Origin of the sequence: Microcoleus sp. AT8-B5 (genome assembly GCF_036705565.1) — a bacterium.
Taxonomy (GTDB): Bacteria; Cyanobacteriota; Cyanobacteriia; order Cyanobacteriales; family Microcoleaceae; genus Microcoleus.
The window spans coordinates 45,053-64,589 of record NZ_JAUBUY010000037.1; the positions used below are offsets into that span (position 1 = coordinate 45,053).

General features: G+C 46.4%; 15 protein-coding genes and 1 pseudogene. 8 read left to right on the forward strand and 8 right to left on the reverse strand.

Features of this window, described 5'->3' with window-relative positions:
* Positions 1-176: 176 nt before the first annotated feature.
* From QUB39_RS21990 to QUB39_RS22000, 3 genes are all read left to right on the forward strand, one after another.
* The gene (locus QUB39_RS21990) at positions 177-1,799 is read left to right on the forward strand and encodes a Ycf66 family protein (protein ID WP_333057873.1); all 1,623 of its coding nucleotides are present in this window, start codon (positions 177-179) and stop codon (positions 1,797-1,799) included.
* Between the two features lie 206 nt (positions 1,800-2,005).
* A complete protein-coding gene (gene cobQ, locus QUB39_RS21995; protein WP_333057872.1) occupies positions 2,006-3,472 on the forward strand; it encodes a cobyric acid synthase CobQ in 1,467 nt (488 codons plus the stop codon).
* A 75-nt stretch (positions 3,473-3,547) separates the two neighbouring features.
* Positions 3,548-3,784, forward strand: coding sequence for a 2Fe-2S iron-sulfur cluster binding domain-containing protein (locus QUB39_RS22000; protein ID WP_333057871.1), 237 nt, complete (start codon positions 3,548-3,550; stop codon positions 3,782-3,784).
* Positions 3,785-4,153: 369 nt separating this feature from the next.
* On the opposite strand, the gene QUB39_RS22005 is transcribed toward QUB39_RS22000, so the two are convergent.
* On the reverse strand, positions 4,154-5,488 hold the full coding sequence (locus tag QUB39_RS22005) for a hypothetical protein (protein WP_333211014.1): 1,335 nt from the start codon (positions 5,486-5,488) through the stop codon (positions 4,154-4,156).
* Between the two features lie 96 nt (positions 5,489-5,584).
* Here QUB39_RS22005 and QUB39_RS22010 point away from each other — a divergent pair, with 96 nt between their 5' ends.
* Positions 5,585-6,373, forward strand: coding sequence for an SDR family oxidoreductase (locus tag QUB39_RS22010; RefSeq protein ID WP_333057869.1), 789 nt, complete (start codon positions 5,585-5,587; stop codon positions 6,371-6,373).
* A gap of 666 nt (positions 6,374-7,039) precedes the next feature.
* Here the strand turns inward: QUB39_RS22010 and QUB39_RS22015 are convergent.
* The 5 genes and pseudogenes from QUB39_RS22015 to QUB39_RS22035 all read right to left on the reverse strand — a co-directional run bounded on the left by QUB39_RS22015 (position 7,040) and on the right by QUB39_RS22035 (position 13,116).
* On the reverse strand, positions 7,040-7,819 hold the full coding sequence (locus tag QUB39_RS22015; protein WP_333057868.1) for a photosystem II S4 domain protein: 780 nt from the start codon (positions 7,817-7,819) through the stop codon (positions 7,040-7,042).
* A gap of 238 nt (positions 7,820-8,057) precedes the next feature.
* On the reverse strand, positions 8,058-8,882 hold the full coding sequence (locus QUB39_RS22020) for an SWIM zinc finger family protein (RefSeq protein WP_333211016.1): 825 nt from the start codon (positions 8,880-8,882) through the stop codon (positions 8,058-8,060).
* 15 nt (positions 8,883-8,897) lie between these two features.
* The gene (locus tag QUB39_RS22025; RefSeq protein WP_333211018.1) at positions 8,898-12,176 is read right to left on the reverse strand and encodes a DEAD/DEAH box helicase; all 3,279 of its coding nucleotides are present in this window, start codon (positions 12,174-12,176) and stop codon (positions 8,898-8,900) included.
* Positions 12,177-12,414: 238 nt separating this feature from the next.
* Positions 12,415-12,525, reverse strand: a pseudogene (locus QUB39_RS22030) (Uma2 family endonuclease); the annotation flags it as partial.
* A gap of 84 nt (positions 12,526-12,609) precedes the next feature.
* Positions 12,610-13,116 (reverse strand): hypothetical protein, encoded by a 507-nt coding sequence (locus QUB39_RS22035; protein ID WP_333057865.1) that lies wholly within the window; start codon positions 13,114-13,116, stop codon positions 12,610-12,612.
* A 288-nt stretch (positions 13,117-13,404) separates the two neighbouring features.
* On the opposite strand from QUB39_RS22035, the gene serA reads away from it, so the two are divergent.
* The 3 genes from serA (at position 13,405) to QUB39_RS22050 (ending at position 16,718) form a co-directional block, all read left to right on the forward strand.
* On the forward strand, positions 13,405-14,988 hold the full coding sequence (gene serA / locus QUB39_RS22040) for a phosphoglycerate dehydrogenase (RefSeq protein ID WP_333057864.1): 1,584 nt from the start codon (positions 13,405-13,407) through the stop codon (positions 14,986-14,988).
* 184 nt (positions 14,989-15,172) lie between these two features.
* Complete coding sequence (gene prmA / locus QUB39_RS22045) at positions 15,173-16,063, forward strand: 50S ribosomal protein L11 methyltransferase (protein ID WP_333057863.1); 891 nt, start codon at positions 15,173-15,175, stop codon at positions 16,061-16,063.
* A 172-nt stretch (positions 16,064-16,235) separates the two neighbouring features.
* Positions 16,236-16,718: a pentapeptide repeat-containing protein gene (locus tag QUB39_RS22050; protein WP_333057862.1), complete on the forward strand. Its 483-nt coding sequence runs from the start codon at positions 16,236-16,238 to the stop codon at positions 16,716-16,718.
* Between the two features lie 118 nt (positions 16,719-16,836).
* On the opposite strand, the gene QUB39_RS22055 is transcribed toward QUB39_RS22050, so the two are convergent.
* Positions 16,837-17,403, reverse strand: a complete 567-nt coding sequence (locus tag QUB39_RS22055; protein WP_333211021.1) for a pentapeptide repeat-containing protein — start codon at positions 17,401-17,403, stop codon at positions 16,837-16,839.
* Between the two features lie 127 nt (positions 17,404-17,530).
* Between QUB39_RS22055 and QUB39_RS22060 the strand changes: the two genes are divergently transcribed.
* Entirely contained in the window at positions 17,531-18,211 is a 681-nt protein-coding gene (locus QUB39_RS22060; RefSeq protein ID WP_333057860.1) for a pentapeptide repeat-containing protein, read from the forward strand.
* 75 nt (positions 18,212-18,286) lie between these two features.
* Here QUB39_RS22060 and QUB39_RS22065 read toward each other — a convergent pair.
* A partial coding sequence (locus tag QUB39_RS22065) for a DNA/RNA non-specific endonuclease (RefSeq protein ID WP_333211024.1) occupies positions 18,287-19,537 on the reverse strand: 1,251 nt, incomplete at its 5' end.

Consider the following 19,537-nt stretch of genomic DNA (forward strand, 5'->3'; position numbering starts at 1 on the left):
TCTTGACTCGCACTTGAGGCGTCAGCATCCGTTGAACGTGTTAAATCCCTTACACTGCTTCCTTGCAAAACTTCGCTACAAATCAAGAATTGTCCTAGAGAAAGAAGCCGTTGAGTCTCTCTCAAAGGTAGAATTAGCGCGTAGAAGTTATTTGACACAGCGGAGGTACCGACAATATGCTTGCATACTTTCTGGCGTTAGCGGTCGGTCTAGGCAGCTTCAGTATTTACATGGCGGCCTTCTTTTTTCCAGAAGTGCACCGCAAAAGTGATTTTACCTGGAGCGGGGTAGGACTTTTTTATGCGTTAATTTTATGGGCTTGTGCGGGACGAATTACTGGTGCTCTCCTGCTTGGTCAAATGGCGGGCGTGGCGATGTTGGGGTGGTTTGCCTGGGAAACTCTGACTTTGCGCCGGCAGGTGACGCCCATTGCTGAGCAAACGCCGATTCCTCAGTCGGCGAATTTGGCTGCAGCAGGCTTGCCGTTGGCTGGCTTGTTTGCCAAGAAAAAAGAACCCGCAGCAGCGAAAAAACCTAAGTTTGTTCGATCGCCCAAACCGAAAACTGATGTGGTTCCAGCACCCACTCTGGATAAGGGCGAGGTAAAGCTAGAGGAACAGCCAGCGATTCCCCCCATAGCTGAAAGTATTGCAGAAAGTGCGATCGACGAGGCAACGGCAGAAAGTGCGATCGCCCCTGACTTGAAAATTCCCGACTCGAAACCACCTGCAATTGCAGAAATACCCGTCTTTTCAGTCGAAACTCCTGCTGCTGAGATTTCACCCACCCCAGCAGAATTAGCCAGCAGCTTCACTCCTCTACCTCTACCTCTAGAAATTTCAGAAATAGCCGTTGCACCAAGTGTGGAGCCAGTAGAGGCTCAGCCAGAGCCTCCACAGCAGCCAGAAGTCGATGATTTTGACGAGGAAACAGAATGGAGAACAGCCGTTAAAGAGTCGCAGGCGGCAGCGGCAGCGGCGGCGGCCCCAACGGCGGCCCCAACTCCTCCTACTCCTCCTAAACCAGCTAAAAAATCCGGCGGTTTCGGTAGTCTGTTTGACAACATCAAAAATAGTCTCGGCGGTATGTTGGGACGGGGTGCGGGTAAAAACAAATCTGATGCAACTCCGCAGACGCCAAAACCTTCAGTGACTCCAGAATCGATCGCACCTGAATCTCAAATAACGGCAACTCCTGCACCGGGTATCGACCAAATTCTCGAATCCGAATTAGCCGCGGCGGCTGCGGAAGTGGCAGCCGAAAGCAGCAACACTGCTGTGGAAACAAGCCTTGGAGTGCCTTTTCCCACCAATGTTGAAGCAATGGCCGAGTTGATGGCCACAGAAACCGCGAGTTCTGACAAAATAGGGGACGGGACGATCGAAGATCGATCGTCCGCTGACACCCAGACACCTCTGGCTGCGGTTGGTGAACCGGAAGCAGCAGCCCCTGCTGTATCTCTGGAAACCCAGACACCGCTGGCTGCAGTGGGTGAACCGGAAGCAGCAGGCGTACCGGAAGCAGAAGCCCCTGCTGTATCTCTGGAAATGACTGTGGTGGAAATGGCAGCGCCTGTAGAGATAGAAATACCGGGAGAACCTGGGTTGAGCGTGCAGGTGGAAACGGTTTCAGTATCAGTGATCTCGATCGAATCTACAGATAAAACACCATATTCTGAGGGAGAACAACCGGAATTGATTCGCCCGAATCCCCCCGATCCGAATCTAGTCGAAACTGCTAAACCGACTACTGAATCCAAGTCTGAGAATGTATCCGGCGAAGATAAGCCATCATCTTGAGCCAAAAAGCAAAAGGTAGAAACCAGAATTTTTTTTGATTCTGCCTTCTGCCTTCTGCCTTATTACTTTTTACTTTTTACTTTTTACTTTTTACTTTTTACTTCTTCCTTCTTCCTTCTTCCTGACATCCGTTATATCCGTTACATCCGTTACATCCGTCGAGCGAATCCGTTGCCGAACTTCCTTCTTCCTTCTCTTTTAATATTATGAAAGCAATTATGGTCGTGGGAACAACATCTCACGCAGGGAAATCTTTACTCGTTGCAGCTTTATGTCGAATTTTTTCTCGACGCGGCTGGCGGGTAACTCCGTTTAAAGGTCAGAATATGGCACTGAATTCCTATGTCACAGCGGCCGGCGGAGAGATTGGTTACGCTCAAGCAGTGCAAGCTTGGGCTGCGGGCGTCGCACCTTGGGTAGAAATGAATCCGATTTTGCTCAAGCCACAAGGAGACATGACTTCTCAATTGATTGTCAAGGGCAGGGCGATCGCCAATGTGCGAGCAGCTCAATATTACGAGCAGTATTTCGATCTCGGCTGGCAAGCTATTCGGGACTCTTTAGAATTTCTCAAGCAAGAATTTGACATGATTGTGTGTGAGGGAGCCGGTAGCCCTGCTGAGATTAATCTCAAACACCGCGATTTAACAAATATGCGGGTAGCTAAATATTTAAAAGCTCGAACTTTGCTAGTAGTTGACATCGATCGCGGCGGTGCTTTTGCTCACATCATCGGTACTTTGGAATTGCTCGATCCCGACGAACGAGCTTTAATTAAAGGATTCATTATTAATAAGTTCCGAGGACAAAAATCGATATTAGATCCGGGCCTGACTTGGCTAGAAGAAAGGACGGGAATCCCGGTAGTTGGGGTGATTCCTTGGATAGACGAAGTGTTTCCCTCAGAAGATTCTCTCGATTTGCTCGATCGGCGTTCTCCCAATTCTCAAACCGACATAAATATTTCAGTCATCCGCCTGCCCCGAATTTCCAATTTTACCGACTTTGACCCCTTAGAGTCGGAAACTAGCGTCACAGTCAAATATGTCAGTCCAAAAGACCATTTAGGCCATCCAGACGCCGTGATTTTACCAGGCTCTAAAACTACAATTTCCGATTTGCACGTGCTGCGCCAAACAGGTATGGCAAAAGCTATTCAAAATTATTTAGTAGCTGGCGGTACAGTCATGGGAGTTTGTGGTGGCTTTCAGATGCTGGGAGAAAGTATCACCGATAAAGAAGGCATTGAGGGAGAAAAGGGAGAATTTCCAGGATTAGGATTGCTTCCTTTAAAAACTGCGATGGCACCGAACAAAATTGCCCGCCAACGAATCGTAACATCTAACTATCCTCAACCGGGTTTGCCAGTTTCCGGTTACGAAATTCATCAAGGAAAAACGCAAATCCTAGAGTCAGATTTGACTCAACCGCTATTTGACGATGCTAGTTTAGGCATTGTCAATACTTCTCAATCAATTTGGGGTACATACCTGCACGGCATCTTTGACAACGGAGCTTGGCGGCGAGCTTGGTTAAATCACTTGCGGCAGCAGCGGGGACTCCGCGCATTGCCTACAGGTATTCCTAATTACCGAGAACACCGAGAAACTCTGTTAGACTCTCTAGCAGATACAGTGGAAAAGCATTTAGATATAAAGCATATTTTAGGTTAATTAGTTAACAGTTGACAGTTGACAGTTGACAGTTGACTATTAACTATTGTTTGTTAGAGTTGAGGTTCAAATTCAATGACAAAAGTTTGTTTTTTACCAGATAATGTGACAGTTGAAGCTGACCCAGGAGAGCTTTTGCTAGATGTAGCTAAACGTGCAGGGGTTTCTATTCCTACCGGCTGTCTCATGGGTTCTTGTCACGCTTGCGAAGTAGAAATTGATGGCGGAGATACGATTTGTGCTTGTATTTCCGGCATCCCTTCGGGGAAAAAGCAAGTGACAATTAATCTGTATGTTGACCCGAATTGGTAATTTGTTAGTTGGCAGTTGGCAGTTGGCAGTTGGTTGTTGGCATTAGTCATTAGTCATGATATCATGTCCGGTCGAGCGATCGCGATTTTTGTAGGGGCGGGTTTACCAACAATACCTGCGAATAATTGACAATCTCAAAAACCCGCCCCTACCAAGATATTATGGTTAATCGATCGGACATGATATGAGTCATTAGGATCGCGAATTAAATAATTTACACAAGTTTGTGGGGAGTAGGGTTGGGCGTCCCGCCCGCCCTTTATGGACGGGCGGGACGCCCATCCCACAAGAACAATTAAAATTGTAAGTTATTTAATTCGCGACCCTTAACAGTTAACAGTCAACAGTCAACAGTCAACAGTCAACTGACTAATTCTTTTGCCATTCTTGCTGTTTCTTGCGAGCAGATTGCAGCCATTTTTGGGATTCGGGATAAACAGTTGTCCCGGATTTCACGGATTCTAATTGATTGATAATTTGTTGCAACTGGCTGAGGGAGTTATCGGGATTTTGAGAATTCACATTATTTTGCAAGTTGGCAAACAAGCTTTTAGCTGCTTGCAAAGCTTTTGCAGAATCTTTTTCTGCTTCCAGTCTAATCTGGGTAGTTCCTAAATCTTTTTGATATTGAGCGAGTTTGGTTTGAGCGTCGAGATACCCAGGGTTATCGACTGAAATCAATTTCAGTCTGTTAATAGCTTCTTGCCACAATTGTGCTATTTGCTCCCACTGTGCGGCGGGATGGGGCGGGTTTTTGGCGGCGACGGCGGCGGAGAAAGCAAATTCTTTGGCAGCTTCAATTAAGTTGTCAGCCTGCACAGAACCGGTGGCGACGCCACCCATTGCTTGAAAGTCTCTTTCTGCTGCTTTGAGTGTTTTTTTAGCCGTTTCTCCCGCGAGGGTTTCGGCGGGAATTTGATTGAGTTGGTCGATCGCACTTTGCCAATTTACCGTCGCTTTTTGTCTGTCTGCAGCGGTTTTGGCTTGCTGATACTGCTGTTTCGCCGCGTTGAGAGTTTGTTCGACTTGATTTAACTGAGTAAAAGCATTTTTTTGCTGGAAAATCTGAGCCTCCATCCGCCCGACATTTTTGCGGGCAGCTTGAAATTCATCGAGTGTAAACCGCCAACTGCAGCTAAAAAAAGAGCAGTACCTCTTTGGGTAATAGCCGAGGAACCACACCGGCAAGGCGTCGAGGTGTTTTTGAGCTTCTTTTGCTTTTATTTCGCCCAAGTCAAAATCAGCGACAGCAGTGGCTTTATTCACCAGTTGATCGGATTGTTCCACAAGGGCGATCGCCTGCCGGTAATTATGATCCATACTGATAAAACTCGGCAGCAATAATATCGGCATTGTTTTCGCCACGGGCCAGCGAATCATCGGGAAAGGCAGGTTAATCAACCAAATTATCCCCGCTGCACTTCCCAGCAAACTCCCAGCAAAGATGATTTTACCGAACAATCCGGGCGGGCGGTTGGCTTTGACGGCTGCTTTAAGAGCTTGTTCGCTGAAGTTGGGAAATTCGTCTTTGAAGGTATCGCGGATTTCTTCTATTGAGGCGAAAGTGCCGTTTTGCGATCGCAACTTCTCCAACCGCTTGATTACCATCCGTCGGTAGACATCACCCGCTAGACTATCAGCCGCCGCGCACTTGTCAACTTCTGCCCGCAAAATTTCAAAAGCTCGATCGGTAAGACGCGCCATAAAACTCACCTATTCCCTTTTAATTATTTTACAGTTTCCCCGTCCAAATAATTGTTAAAATATATAAACCCCACATCAAATATCCGAATTAATTTCATGCCGACTTCTTTAATCACTGGTGCTTCTGGCGGAATTGGTGCAGCCTTTGCCGCCGAATTAGCCAAACGCCAGCACAATCTAATCTTGGTAGCTCGTTCCGAAGACAAATTGCGACAGCTAGCTGCTCAACTGCAACAGGAATTCAATATTTTGGTCGAAATTATCGTTCAAGATTTGACCGCACCAGGAGCCACAAATGCTGTATTTGACGCGGTTGTTAAAAAAGGTTGGACGGTTGATTTGTTGGTGAACAATGCGGGTTTTGGCGATTACGGTGCTTTTGCCGATCGCCCGCTTGCGAAACAACTAACAATGGTGCAACTAAATATTGTAGCATTAGTTGAACTCTCGCACTTATTTTTGCAGGGAATGCGCGAAAGAAAATCGGGAAGTATCATCAATGTTGCCTCCATTGCAGCTTTTCAACCGATGCCGTACTTGTCGATGTATGCAGCGACTAAAGCCTTTGTTTTGAGTTTCAGCGAGGCACTTTGGGCGGAAAACAAAGATTTAGGAATTCGCGTTTTATGCCTTTGTCCAGGGCCGACAGAATCGAACTTTTTCGCAGTAGCTGAATTCCCTCAATCAATGGCATCCAGCAGCTGGCAAAAACTCGTTCCCGCAGCGGAAGTAGTGCGAGATGCTTTGAAAGCTTTAGACAAAAATGAGTCTAATGTCGTGACAGGGGGAATTCCCAATCAAATCATCGCCAATATGCCTCGATTGATGCCGCGAGAACTGTTGGTGAAGTCGGTAGAAAAGGTGTTTCGGGCGAAAGACGAATAATCGCGATCGTTGACAATATAAATAAACCCGCCGGCACCCAAGGACAAACATTCGATCGCCCCTAACCCAAATTTTCCCAAAACAATCAAACATCCCGATAATTCTGTAGGGGCGGGTTTTACCAACCATCCCCAATTCCCAGCAACAATCTAGATAAACCCGCCCCCACCCAACGACAAACATTCGATCGCCCCTAACCCAAATTTTACCAAAAGGTCGATCGCCCCTAACGCAAATTTTACCAAAAGGTCGATCGCACATTCGGGCCACCAAAATCCCCGCCACCAAAATCCTCCACGCTACCCCACAAGTCCGCCGGGGGTTGAAACCCCCGTCTCATAGCGAAAGTCCTCTAAAAGAGGACTGAAAAGCAAATTAAATAAACTATCGCGTATTTGTCACAATAATCGAGTATTTGTCACCATTCTTCAGTCGGTTTCAACCGACTGTCTTCTATGAGACAGGGGTTTCAACCCCTGGCGGAATCGCGGAATCGCGGACAAACAAACGAGCCCGTGGACAAACCATCGCACCCACAAACAAATGAACCTTCCCCAATTTTACAAGCGTCCAGGACTACCACAGAAACCAAAGAAACCGGGTTTTTCGCAATTTTTACGCGGTGTATCCATATTCTCGAAAAAAACCCGGTTTCTGGGCTATAAATTACAAATATCGAGTTAACTGGACTCGATAGCGTTCCTTCTTAGTAACAGCAACTTCCCCAATTTCCAATCTTCCCTTGCCCGTAACAGCAATTAAATCTCCAGACTTGACATTATAACTAGCTTGAGTAACGTCTTTCCAGTTAACTCGCACATCGCCGCTGCCAATCAAATCGGCCATTTTGCTGCGAGACATTGCGAATCCAGCCGAGGCGACAGCATCCAATCTCATGGATGCTTCAACGGTTGTCATTTCTTTCTTTTTAGGTTCTCTAATTTTGAGTTCGCTCAACTCAATGCGCCGCGTTTGCACGGGAACCGATCGCACTTGCTGCAAACTCATCTCCAAATACTCTACCATCTCCGGCATGACAATCGCTTGCGCGCCGCGTTCTCCCAAAACAATCACATCACCAGTTTTCTCGCGGACAATTCCTGTACCCAACATCGCCCCCAAAAAGTCGCGGTGAGAAGCTGTATCGAACAAGAAATTGCCAGCAATCTCCACCGCAGCAACGTTAACGCTAGCAGAGTCGATCGGGATATCCGATCGCGCGATCGCAATTCTTTGTCTTTCAGCTTGCGGGTAGCCGCCCCAAGCCACTAATTCCACATCTGTTAAGCGCTTAAATACCGTCAGAGTGTCCGCCAATTCTGGAGGCGACAGAAAATCAGTCAGAGTAACTTCCCAAGTTTTAATTGCTTGTTCCGCTTGGTCGATCGCCCGCGCGACACATTCGCGGTTTTCGATGCCTTTTAACAGTTCTTCTCTTTGTAACATCAGTCAATTTTAGATTCTAATTTGAAATTGCCAAAGTTTGCTGTAACTAAAAAGTCTACTTTTTTAACAGTCGCACTAATTTAATTATAGTCTAAAATCATCAAATAACGATCCTATGATTTTAGTTGCTGGTAAAGCTGATATGATGAGCACGATTATTGTACCAAACCTATGAAGTCTTCGAGTTTAAGTTTTTGCAAGAGCTCGATCGAGTATGGCAGCAAAATTGTCCACCCAACTACTTATTCTTCTTCACCCGCAAATACAGTTCTTCCATCGCCTCAATAAACGAACCATCCTTGTGCCAAAACTGTGGAAAATCTCCCTGTTTCTTCACCACGATCGCGCTTACCCCACTTTGCGCTGCCACCTCAATCGTCTGCGGTAGTCGCTTCGCACCATGCCAAAACTCTTTCAGGCTGACCGTTGGCGCCTCACTGGCGATCGCCCGCGTGTAATAGGAATCCACCGCCACAGGGGCCGCTGCATCCGCCGTCAACTCCGCAGCCAGCGCCAAGCCCAAAGGCGTTTTTGCTAATTCGCGGTGCAGCACTTCCTTAGAAAGCCCCCGTAATTCAAACAGTAAAAATGGATCTTTGTCCAATTCGGCCGCCACCAAATAATAAACTCCGGCAATATGTTTGCAGGGATTGCTATAGTCTGGGCAAGAGCAAGTAGTCTTAAAGTCCTCGCGGCTGCTGGGTAAAAGGTGCAATCCGAGGGGTGAGAAAGCCTTTTCAATATTGTCGGGCATTTCGTTGAGCAGCAGCCGAGAAATGAAGCTGGCTTTTGATGCCATTTGGGCGATCGCCATTTGCCACTTTTCCTGACTAATTGGCTCAAACTCAATTTGAGTTGTGTACAGAGGCTCCTTATAAACCCCAAAATAAGGATTAACCGAGCCTCTCACCTGTGCCATCACTAACCCATCATTCATGCCAAAGCTTTTTACCTTGCCGTTTCGTGCATAGGCACGTCCCCTTCCGAGTCGCCCAGAATCTGTAAATCTTTCTAACGCATCGATAAATTTATTACCCCACCAAGTCCGAGTAAATTGTGACATATTTTTTGGTTTCTCCTAATCTAGAACCGCATTTTTATTGAGCCTAATTAATTTCTTAAATGCCTCATTATCCAACTCAGTCAACCACGATTCATCAGCACCAATAATTGACCCTGCCAATTTCTTTTTGTCCTCAATCATTTGGTCAATCTTTTCCTCCAAAGTGCCAATAGCCACAAACTTATGCACAAACACATTTTTTTCCTGTCCGATCCGAAACGCCCGATCCGTCGCCTGATCTTCCACTGCCGGATTCCACCAGCGATCGAAATGGAACACGTGATTGGCTTTTGTCAGCGTAATTCCCACGCCGCCCGCCTTCAGTGACAGAATAAATACCGAAGGTTCAGACTCTGGATCTTGAAACTCTGAAATCATCCGTTCCCGTTTTTCGCGACTGGTTCCCCCGTGGATGTAGTAAGTGTTGTAATGTAGCGTTTGTTTAATATATTTTTCCAACGCGCTTCCCAGTTCTGTAAACTGCGTAAATACCAATAAACTTTCGCCTTCTGCTTTAACTTCCTCAATCATCTCGATCAGCCGTTCTAGTTTGTGCGATCGCTCTGGTGTAAACTCACTTTCATCCTGCAAAAACTGGCGCGGATGGTTACAAATTTGCTTCAGCTTCAGCAGTGTCGCCAAAATCATCCCCTTGCGCTTCATTCCTTCCGCCGCGTCAATTTCTTGTTCTACCTCTTTGACAATCGCTTCATAAAGCGAAGCTTGCTCGCGGGTGAGATTGCAGTAGAGCTTTTGCTCAACTTTGTCGGGGAGATCCTGAATAATCGACTTATCGGTTTTCAGACGGCGCAGGATAAAAGGTTCTACTAATTTTTTGAGCGCTGCAGATTGCGTGCGACTCCCATGTTTTTGAATCGGTAATTCAAACAACTTCCGAAACTGCGCCTCTTTTCCCAAATATCCGGGATTGAGGAAATTAAAAATCGACCATAAATCCAGCAATCGATTTTCTACAGGTGTTCCAGTCAATGCTAGTCGATGGGTAGCGGGTAACTTTAAAATCGCCTTGGTTTGCGCCGCTTTGGGATTTTTAATATTCTGGGCTTCATCAATTACCACGCGATGCCACGCTACGCTGCTCAACAGCTTCTCATCTTTTCGCACCAAGGTAAAGGAAGTAATCAACATATCGCAACCTTGGACGGCGGCTTTAAATGCTTTGGCATCTTGCAAACGTTGAGGGCCGTGGTGAATCAGCGATCGCAATTCTGGAGCAAACTTTTCCATTTCCTTTTGCCAGTTACCAACTACGGATGTGGGCGCAATTAGCAGCGTGGGTAGAACCGCATTTTCTGTATTTTTTTCTGTCTCTTTTGTACTAGATAAAACTTCCCGCTCTTGCAATAATCGAGCAATTACCTGCGCCGATTTACCCAAACCCATATCATCGGCAAGACAGCCATTTAATCCCAAACTTTCCAAATAACTCAACCAAGAAACGCCGCGCTTTTGATAATCCCGTAACTTGCCCTGAAACTTTGCCGGATCTGCAATTAACTCTAACCGACTCTTATCGTGCAGCTTCTCCAACATATCCGATAAAGCCCGATCGCGCTCAACCTCCAACTGTTCGCTCGCTTCTCCTTCTGCCGTCAACTTCATAAAGTCAATCAGGCTTAAATCGGGGTTTTCTTCGCGATGTTTTTGCCAAAAACTTAGCATCTCCTGCATCTTGTCTTTGTCCAGTTCCATCCATTGTCCTCGGAACTGCACCAGCGGTGTTTTGCTATTTACTAACGCCTGCCATTCTTGTTCGCTAACCCGTTCACCCCCGATCGCCAATTCATACTGATATTCCACCAAGGAATCCGCCGAAAACAATCCCTTGCCCTTGATTGCAGCACTCTTGCTGCCCTTCCCTTTGACTTGCAGGCGAATCTTCGCCCGCTGTCGTCCCTTCGGCGTCCACCAAGCGGGGACAATCACTTTGTATCCGGCATCTTCTAATACCCAAGCGGACTCGCTCAGAAAGGTGAAAGCATCATCTAAGCTGAGGGTAATGTTAACTGGTTTGTCGGTTTCTAGCCCTTGCCAAAGTTGGGGATAAATGCGGGCAGCGTAGCCGAGATTTGTCAGCAAATGTTGCTCAAAGTTGTCTCCAAATTGTGTTTGCAACTGTTTTTGTTGAGTCGATCGCGATCGCCAATAATCCTGCAACGGCATCCGCAAAGATGGGTCTTTTTTCGCAGCCGCCTGAAACTCTAAAACCCAAGGCTGTTCGGGGTTTTCGGGGGATTGTAGTTGAAAGCAGAGGGAGAATGAGTCAGCAGATTGATTGCGCGTAATGCGATCGCGCCAGGTTTGCCATTGCCGGTATTGATCGAGGCTTACTCGCGCGATTTTTCGTGTTTGGTTGAGGCAGATTTGGAGTAAAGAATCCGCAATCTTATTTTCAAACGATGCTGGGATGGGGGTTTGAGTGACAATTTCCGCGATCGCACACTCGGAAAAATGCCGCAGCAACCGTTCGCGATCGTAGAACTTTGGTGTATCTTGTAGCTGAATCTTCCGAAAACCGGACACACAAACTAAAGGCATCCATTCAACATAGCGTTGTAAATCAGTTTCGTACTGTGTTGAAACAATTTCCCATCCCGGATAAATCTCAAAGCTGGGTGCAATTTGGGCAGGTTTTTTTGGAGTTTTTGCAGTTGTTTTGGTTTTTGTCTCGCCCGCTTTCTTACGCCCGCGCGTGGCTTTCTCAGTGGGTTCGGATGTTTCGATGGGTGCGATCGCGATCGGAGCAGTTTCTCGATAGCGCAACGCCGGAATATAATGATCTTTCAGAACAATTTGCTTAAAATTTTGGGTGTAGTGATACCAAAATAGCAAGTCTGAACCAAACTGAACTTCTGCTAAATCGTAGAGGGCAAAAAAATGCAGATCGTTCAATACTTTAGTCAAAGTGTGGGTGGCGATGCACACACAATCAACTTGCCAATACTCCAACTCAAATGTTTCCGGTAATTCTGTCTCTAAATATCGCGCTAACTCTAAAGATGGTAACGGCTGGTTGTCGGCAGTGGGGAGTAAAAAATACCGAGGGACGATCGCGTATTCTCGCCCCATCGCACTTGTATTGCTGATTGCTGACAGTTGAATCCCGGCTTCTTTCGTTAGAAACTCTCTTAACTGTGCCGTCTTCAATTGTCGGGGATGAACCTTAGCAGGCTGTTTTTTCTTTTCAGTGGTTTCAACCCAAATATAAAACGTTCCAGGTTGAATAAAATTCTCTTCTGCTTGAGGAATCCAAGTGCCGTGGAGGATTTTCATAGGTCATACCATCAATTAGCGGGAAAAGATAAGACGGCGGTTGAAAGAGACTGTTGGCGAATTCGCAGGGGGTGTTACCCATCACCTCTGGGAGGCAGTATTTCCGTTCACTATTGGTAGTTAATGGCTATATGGTCAATTTGACATTTAGTCTAGAACCACTATTTTTAGGGGTGAGGGGTGAAGCCCTTTATTGATTCGCCAACAGTCTCTAATAATCAATCCTCCCCTAGAATTAACGCTCAAATCTCAAATCCCGGTTGTCAATACACAACTGAAAAAACTGCTCGTCTGTTAATTCGAGCGTTAATTCTAGGGGAGAATCTAGGGGGATAGTTTGTGATTCCATAACTGCCTCCAAATATTACACGAGTAAAATGTCAACAGTTAACCGTCAACAGTTAACCGTCAACAGTTGACAGTCAACCAATAACTAAGTCTCTGTATAACCTTGGATATTTTCCGGTTTAAACTGCTGCAAAATCTTCGCAGCTTTCCCAGTCAAATCATCAGTACCCTTAACCGCAATCAAAAATTTACCGGCATTCAAACGGTTGCGGTAGGGCAAAGCATCGCCACTACCAAAAGCCATACCGCCCGCGCCTCCAACAAACACACTGCCCATCGCAGCGGCGATCGCACCTAGTACACCACCGATCGCGTGATCGCCAATTTCCCCCGCCCAGGCAAAAGTTTTCAACTCAGTAATCAAGCTGAAAGTAACCCCAGCAATAAAGCCAAAGGGAATCAGCCAAATAGCCATGAGTTTAGCTTGTTTCTTCGCTTGCTGGTTCGGGTCGATCAAGCCAAATTCATCAGCAGTTTTGTAGCCGCGGCCCAAAATACTCACTTGCTTCATAGGCAAGCCTTCTTTTTCCAGAGCACAGTAGGCAGCTTCGGCTTGCATTCGATCGGGCAGTACGGCGATAAGATAATTCATTGACAATAATTCCTGATAGTTAGGCTGAAATAGCCAAAGTCTATTATAGACCGAAAAGACATACTAGCTAAGCACTTGGGGGATTTTCAGACGGTCAGAGAGTCCGATCGCCCGCAAAGCTAAAATATTTCATGCAAAAAACGGCCGACCTTGACCGAATACAGATACAATTCAAACTGCACAAAGGCAAGCTTGAGCTGAGCTGTTAGATACTGCTCTAAGTGTAAGTCTCAACTTTGAGCTCGCCAACGCTCGGTCTATTTTTACTATTGCACTCAATTGCTTGCTATGCCTAAAGTTCTAGTATCCGATCCGATCGACCAAGCCGGAATTGACATCCTCTCCCAAGTCGCGCAAGTTGACGTAAACACAGGACTCTCAGCCGAACAACTGGTAAAAATTATTCCAGATTACGACGCTTTAATGATCCGTTCTGGCACCCAAGTTACCAAAGAAATCATAGAAGCCGGGAATTCACTTAAAATTATCGGCCGAGCCGGCGTCGGCGTAGATAATGTCGATGTACCCGCCGCTACCCGCAAAGGAATTGTAGTCGTCAATTCCCCCGAAGGCAACACGATCGCCGCCGCCGAACACGCCCTCGCCATGATGCTCTCGATGTCTCGCCACATCCCGGAAGCTAACGAATCCGTCAAAGGGGGTAAATGGGAACGCAACCGCTTTCTGGGCGTAGAAGTTTACAAAAAAACCCTCGGCATCGTCGGTTTGGGCAAAATCGGCTCCCACCTCGCCGCCGCAGCCAAAGCAATGGGCATGAAACTGCTGGCCTATGACCCCTTCATTTCCACCGAAAGAGCCGATCAGTTGGGCTGCCGCTTAGTAGAACTCGAACTGCTGATGCGCGAATCCGACTACATCACCCTGCACATCCCCAAAACGCCGGAAACCCTGCACTTAATTAACGCTGAAGTGCTGTCGAAAATGAAGCCCACGGCCCGCATCATAAACTGCGCCAGAGGCGGCATAATCGACGAAGCAGCCCTCGCAGAAGCCATCAAATCAGGTCAGATCGCCGGCGCAGCTTTGGACGTTTACGAACACGAACCGCTGGAAGCTGATTCCCCACTGCGGAGTGTCGGCCAGAACATCGTGCTGACACCCCACTTGGGAGCATCCACAGCGGAAGCTCAGGTGAATGTGGCGATCGACGTGGCTGAACAAATCCGCGATGTACTGTTGGGGCTGCCCGCGCGATCGGCTGTCAACATACCAGGAATTTACCCAGACTCGATCGAAAAACTCAAACCCTACCTGCAACTCGCCGAAACCCTGGGCAACCTCGTCAGCCAGCTAGCCGGAGGCCGAGTCGATTACCTCAACGTCCAACTCCAAGGCGAATTGGCCAGCAACCAAAGCCAGCCCGTAGTCGTTGCCGCCCTCAAAGGCCTGCTATCCCAAGCCCTGCGAGAGCGCGTTAACTACGTCAACGCCAGCATTGAAGCAAAAGAACGCGGAATTCGCGTCGTCGAAACCAGAGACGCCTCAATTCGCGACTACACCGGCTCCCTACACCTCTCGGCTAAGGGAACCCTCGGCGAACACACCGTGACAGGTGCAGTGCTCGGCGAAAGCGAAATTCGGATTACCAGTGTTGACGATTTCCCGGTCAACGTTTCCCCCACTCACCATATGCTGTTTACCTTGCACCGCGATATGCCGGGGATTATTGGCAAAATTGGTTCCCAATTGGGCAGTTTTAATGTCAATATTGCCAGTATGCAGGTAGGCCGTAAAATCGTGCGAGGCGATGCGGTGATGGTTTTGAGCCTTGATGACCCTCTACCAGAGGGGATACTGGCTGAGATCCTCAAAGTTCCGGGAATTCGGGATGCTTACACGGTAAATCTTTGACGGATTTAGGAGTTTAGATTTTGGATGCCAGGACTGATAATTGGTAATGGGTAATCGATCGTTGGTAATTGGCCTGAAAGCGGGAATTTTTCTATTAGCCAATCCTCATTCCTCACTCCCCAGTTCCCAGTCTCCAGTTCCCCTGGGCCAATCTAAAATCTAAAATCTAAAATTTAAAATCGTTATGGCACATAGCTGGTGGGAAATTAGAATTCTTTGCGATCCGGCGCTGGAAGATATCATCTTTTGGCGTCTGGAACGGTTTAACTGTCGGGGAACTGCTACTGAGATCAAAAGCAATTCCTGCCTGATGTCGGCTTATTTGCCCGAAGAACAGGCAGGATTGCTGGATTTGGCCGCTCTGTCTCTGTGGCTGCGCCAAGATGCTCTGTGTGCAGGTTTGCCCCTACCTGCGATGCAGTGGGATTTGATTGAAGACGAAGACTGGGGCAGCACTTGGAAGGAGCACTGGCAGCCTCAAGAAGTGGGCGATCGCTTTTTAATTAATCCGGCTTGGTTGCCCTTACCGACTGATACCGATCGCGTTATTTTGCGTTTAGATCCGGGTGTGGCTTTCGGTACGGGTGCTCACGCTACTACTCAACTTTGTCTGGAGTCGCTGGAAATGCGTCTCGGTTTTGATGACAAAGAGTGCATCGTTGCTGATATCGGCTGCGGATCGGGTATTTTGTCGATCGGCGCGGTGTTGTTGGGCGCTACAAAAGTTTATGCTTTGGATACAGATCCTTTGGCAGTGCGATCGACTATTAGCAACAGGCTACTCAACCGCGTTAATTCTCAGCAGTTGGTTGCAGAGCTCGGAAGTATCGATCGCTTGAAAGAAATGGTCGATGAGCCGATCGACGGTTTGATCTGCAACATTTTAGCAGAAGTAATCATCGATTTAATCCCGCAGTTCACTGCAATTAGCAAACCGACTACTTGGGCCGTGCTCAGCGGCATTTTGCTCGAACAAGCTAAGCCAATTGCCGACACTCTCGAACAGCACGGCTGGATTGTGGCTACTCTGTGGAAGCGCCAAGATTGGTGTTGTTTTAATATTCGGCGCAGTTAGCGTTTTGAGATTTGAGAGTTGAGATTTTAGGACATTTGTATTCCTTCTGAGCCATCTGGATTACTTGGTATGCGATCGGGTTCAACCTCTCGCACAGCTTGATATATTTATTGATAAAAAGTAGAAGTAATCGCGCTACTATCAAAGTATAAACAGCTTGAACAAGAAAGCTATGGACGTTGAAGAACTATATAGGCGTTACGCTGCTGGCGAAAGAGATTTTCCGGGTGTAGATTTAAGTCATGCTAACTTAAACATTGCTAACGTAGAAGACATCGAAGAACTCGAACCAGGTCAGAATGATTTGAGGGGTATCAATCTCAGCGGTGCTAACTTGACTGTGGCTAATCTGAGTTTTGTTAATCTCAGTGGTGCTAATTTGAGCAGTGCTAACTTAGATTCTGCTAGTTTATGGGTTACTATATTGACGGGTGGTGATTTGAGGGATGCTATTCTGGATTATGCTGAACTGGCAAGCGACTTAGTGGATGTTGACTTGAGAGAAGCTAGCCTGGAGTGTACGCAGTTGATTGGCACTAATCTCACCAGAGCCAACTTGATGGGTGCATACTTTTCAGCCACCGGAGAAGGTCGTTTGATTTTCTGCAACACCATCATGCCGGATGGCACAATTAGAAGTGACAATGGCTCCTAACTTGTGTGGGGCTTTTGACGGGGTTGAGACCCCGTCATATTTTATGATTCGATTATTTCCTCAATCTCCAGAGGGAATATTTGAGAAAAAGTCAAGCTCAGTCAACTCCTCGATTTGGTTAATCGTCAGATTCCATCTCAGCATATTTATCAGTCACAACTTGTCCATCTGGCATGATAGTATTTCGCTTGTAGCTGTCGCTTAAATCGCAACCTTCAACGAGTGCTCCTCTCAAATTGGCCTCATACAGACAAGTTTCACCCATAATTGCATTTCTAAGGTCTGCTCCTTCCAGATTGGCTCGTTCCAAGCTAACTTCAACTAAAAGAGTATTTCTCAGGTTGGCATTCCGGAGATTAGTACATTCCAAATTACTACCTGTCAAGTTGGCATTACTTAGATTAGCTCTCTCCAAGGAAGCACTTTCTAGGTTGGTTTCTAAATAAGTATTAGACAAGTCTGCTTCGTCCAGAATAGCATAGCTCAAGTCAGCGAATTGCAACTTAGCTGACTTAAAAATGCTACGCCTGAGATTGGCTTCTTGCAGACGAGCGCTCATCAAGTTAGCTTCAGTGAAGTCAGCCTCACTCAAGTTTACGCCTCTTAGTTTGGCACGTTGTAGGTTAACACGACGAAAATCTCTTTCACCCGCCGCGTACCTTTTGAGCAGTTCTTCTGCGTTCATAACTTGCCTCTTTAATCTATTTACACTTTCACTGGTTCTACCTCTCGCACAGTTTGATACATTTATTGGTAAAAAGTAAAAGTAACAGTGCTACTATGAAATTATAAACAGCTTGAACAAGAAAGCTATGGACGTTGAAGAACTATATAGACGTTACGCTGCGGGAGAGAGAGATTTCCCTGGAGTTGATTTAAGTCATGCTAACTTAAACGTTGCTAACGTGGAAGACCTCGAAGAACTCGAACCAGGTCAAAATTACTTGAGCGGTATCAATTTCAGCGGTGCGAACTTGAGGATGGCCAATCTGAGTTATGTTAATCTCAGCGGTGCTAACTTGAGTGGCGTCCAACTATGCGATGGCGATTTGAGTGAGGCGAACTTATCTGGTACCAACTTAAGCAATGCTAACCTGTTCTATACCAGCTTGATTAAAGCAGATATGAGTGGAGCAGATTTGAGTGGAGCCAACTTGAACTGTACTCAATTAAACTGTGCTGATCTGAGTGGAGCTAACCTGAGTAAAACCAATTTAGCCGAAGCTGACCTAAGCGGAGCAGATTTAAGTCAAGCAGACCTGAGTGGAGCTAACCTGGAAGAAGCATCACTGGCGGAAGTCAACTTGACTGGGGCTTGTTTAACAGATACTTATCTAGGTGAACCCCTGCTCACAAGAGCTAATCTAACAGGAGTAAATTTAAGTGAAGCGATCGTTGATTTAGAGTTGGCTAACATTAGTGGAATTGAAGGGGCAATCTTCTGCAATACAATCATGCCCGATGGCAGCACGAGGAATGACCATTGTGAGTGAGTCTTCCACTCTAAGCTGAAGTTCCCCCAGATGAGAACTTCAACTTAAACAGCGCAAACTGAGAACTGTGAAGACTTATGTAACCACAGATGGAAAATCATTTACGTTAGTAGGTCCAGAATAAATCCGGTTTTCAATTACATTTTCGATTTCATCTGGAAGATTTGACAAAAGATCTAGACCTGTAAGTTCTTCGACCTCTCTGACCGTAGTTATTTGATCTTGCCATCGCGGTGGAATTATATCTGGCGGATTAGCAATGCCATTAGGCATAGTAACAGCAATCACAGGTGTGTTTACTGTAATATCTGCTATTCCTTGACCGGGTTCAACAAACATAATAACTTTCCAAGTGTACTCAGGGACGTTAATGTTTTCTAAGTTGAGAGGATTTTCAGGCGGAAGGGCATCATTAATCGAATCATATCCTCCTGCAATATTGTAAAGTTCCCAACCACGCCTCTGAGCAACTTGCCGACTAAAGCGTTCAAGCTGTCGCCATGCACCGGTTCTATTACTACTTCTCTCTTGTGGAAGTAAGTTTGTTGTCAAGAAGGTAGCAAACTGATCTTTCTGAGTTCTGTTACGATGTTCTCTAGCAGTCATGTGACCTCGGTCAAAACCACTACCTCTGTACTCCCATCCCTCAGTTGTCTCTAATTCACTGGGAAGTTCGCTATCCGACCTCCAAGGAAAAGGATCTAAAGGATCTAGATTGTCATCTCTCTCAGGAGGTTGTAGAGTACCTATCCAGGTTCTGTTTAGTTGCCAGCTTACCCAATTTGGACCTTTGTTGCTCTCGTTATAAGAGAGAGAATACTGTGGCTTTTCAATGAGATAGTTGTTGGCATTGTTAACAGCGTCTGGTCGAGTTTTTTGACCATCTAAAGTTGGATTACCCAACTTTAGATGAACACTTTTAAAGAAAACGTCATCCAGAAAAACCGTGCCGTTATCTACTTCAAACTTCACTGTAGCAACCCTGCCTCGTAGCGGTTCTGGTATATCTACTACATGGAAAGTTTCAAACCCGATATTTCCGTAACCAATTCTGTTTGTATCTGCGTTATTGTAGCCAGAATCGTAAGGACCACTGGCTTCTGATAAGCTAATAGTTTCCAGTGTGGTAACACCATTATCTCCTTCTAAAGAAACTATAAGGTTGCCACCACTGAGTTCAGGTACGTGAAGATTAAATCGCAGAGTTCCAGACTCAGGCACGACAAAACGGTTGTGGGTAATACTTTTACCTGAGTCTAACTTCAGAGCATAATTAGCTTGAGTTCGATCTACTCCTATCCTATCCAGTTCTGCGTGCAAAGCCGG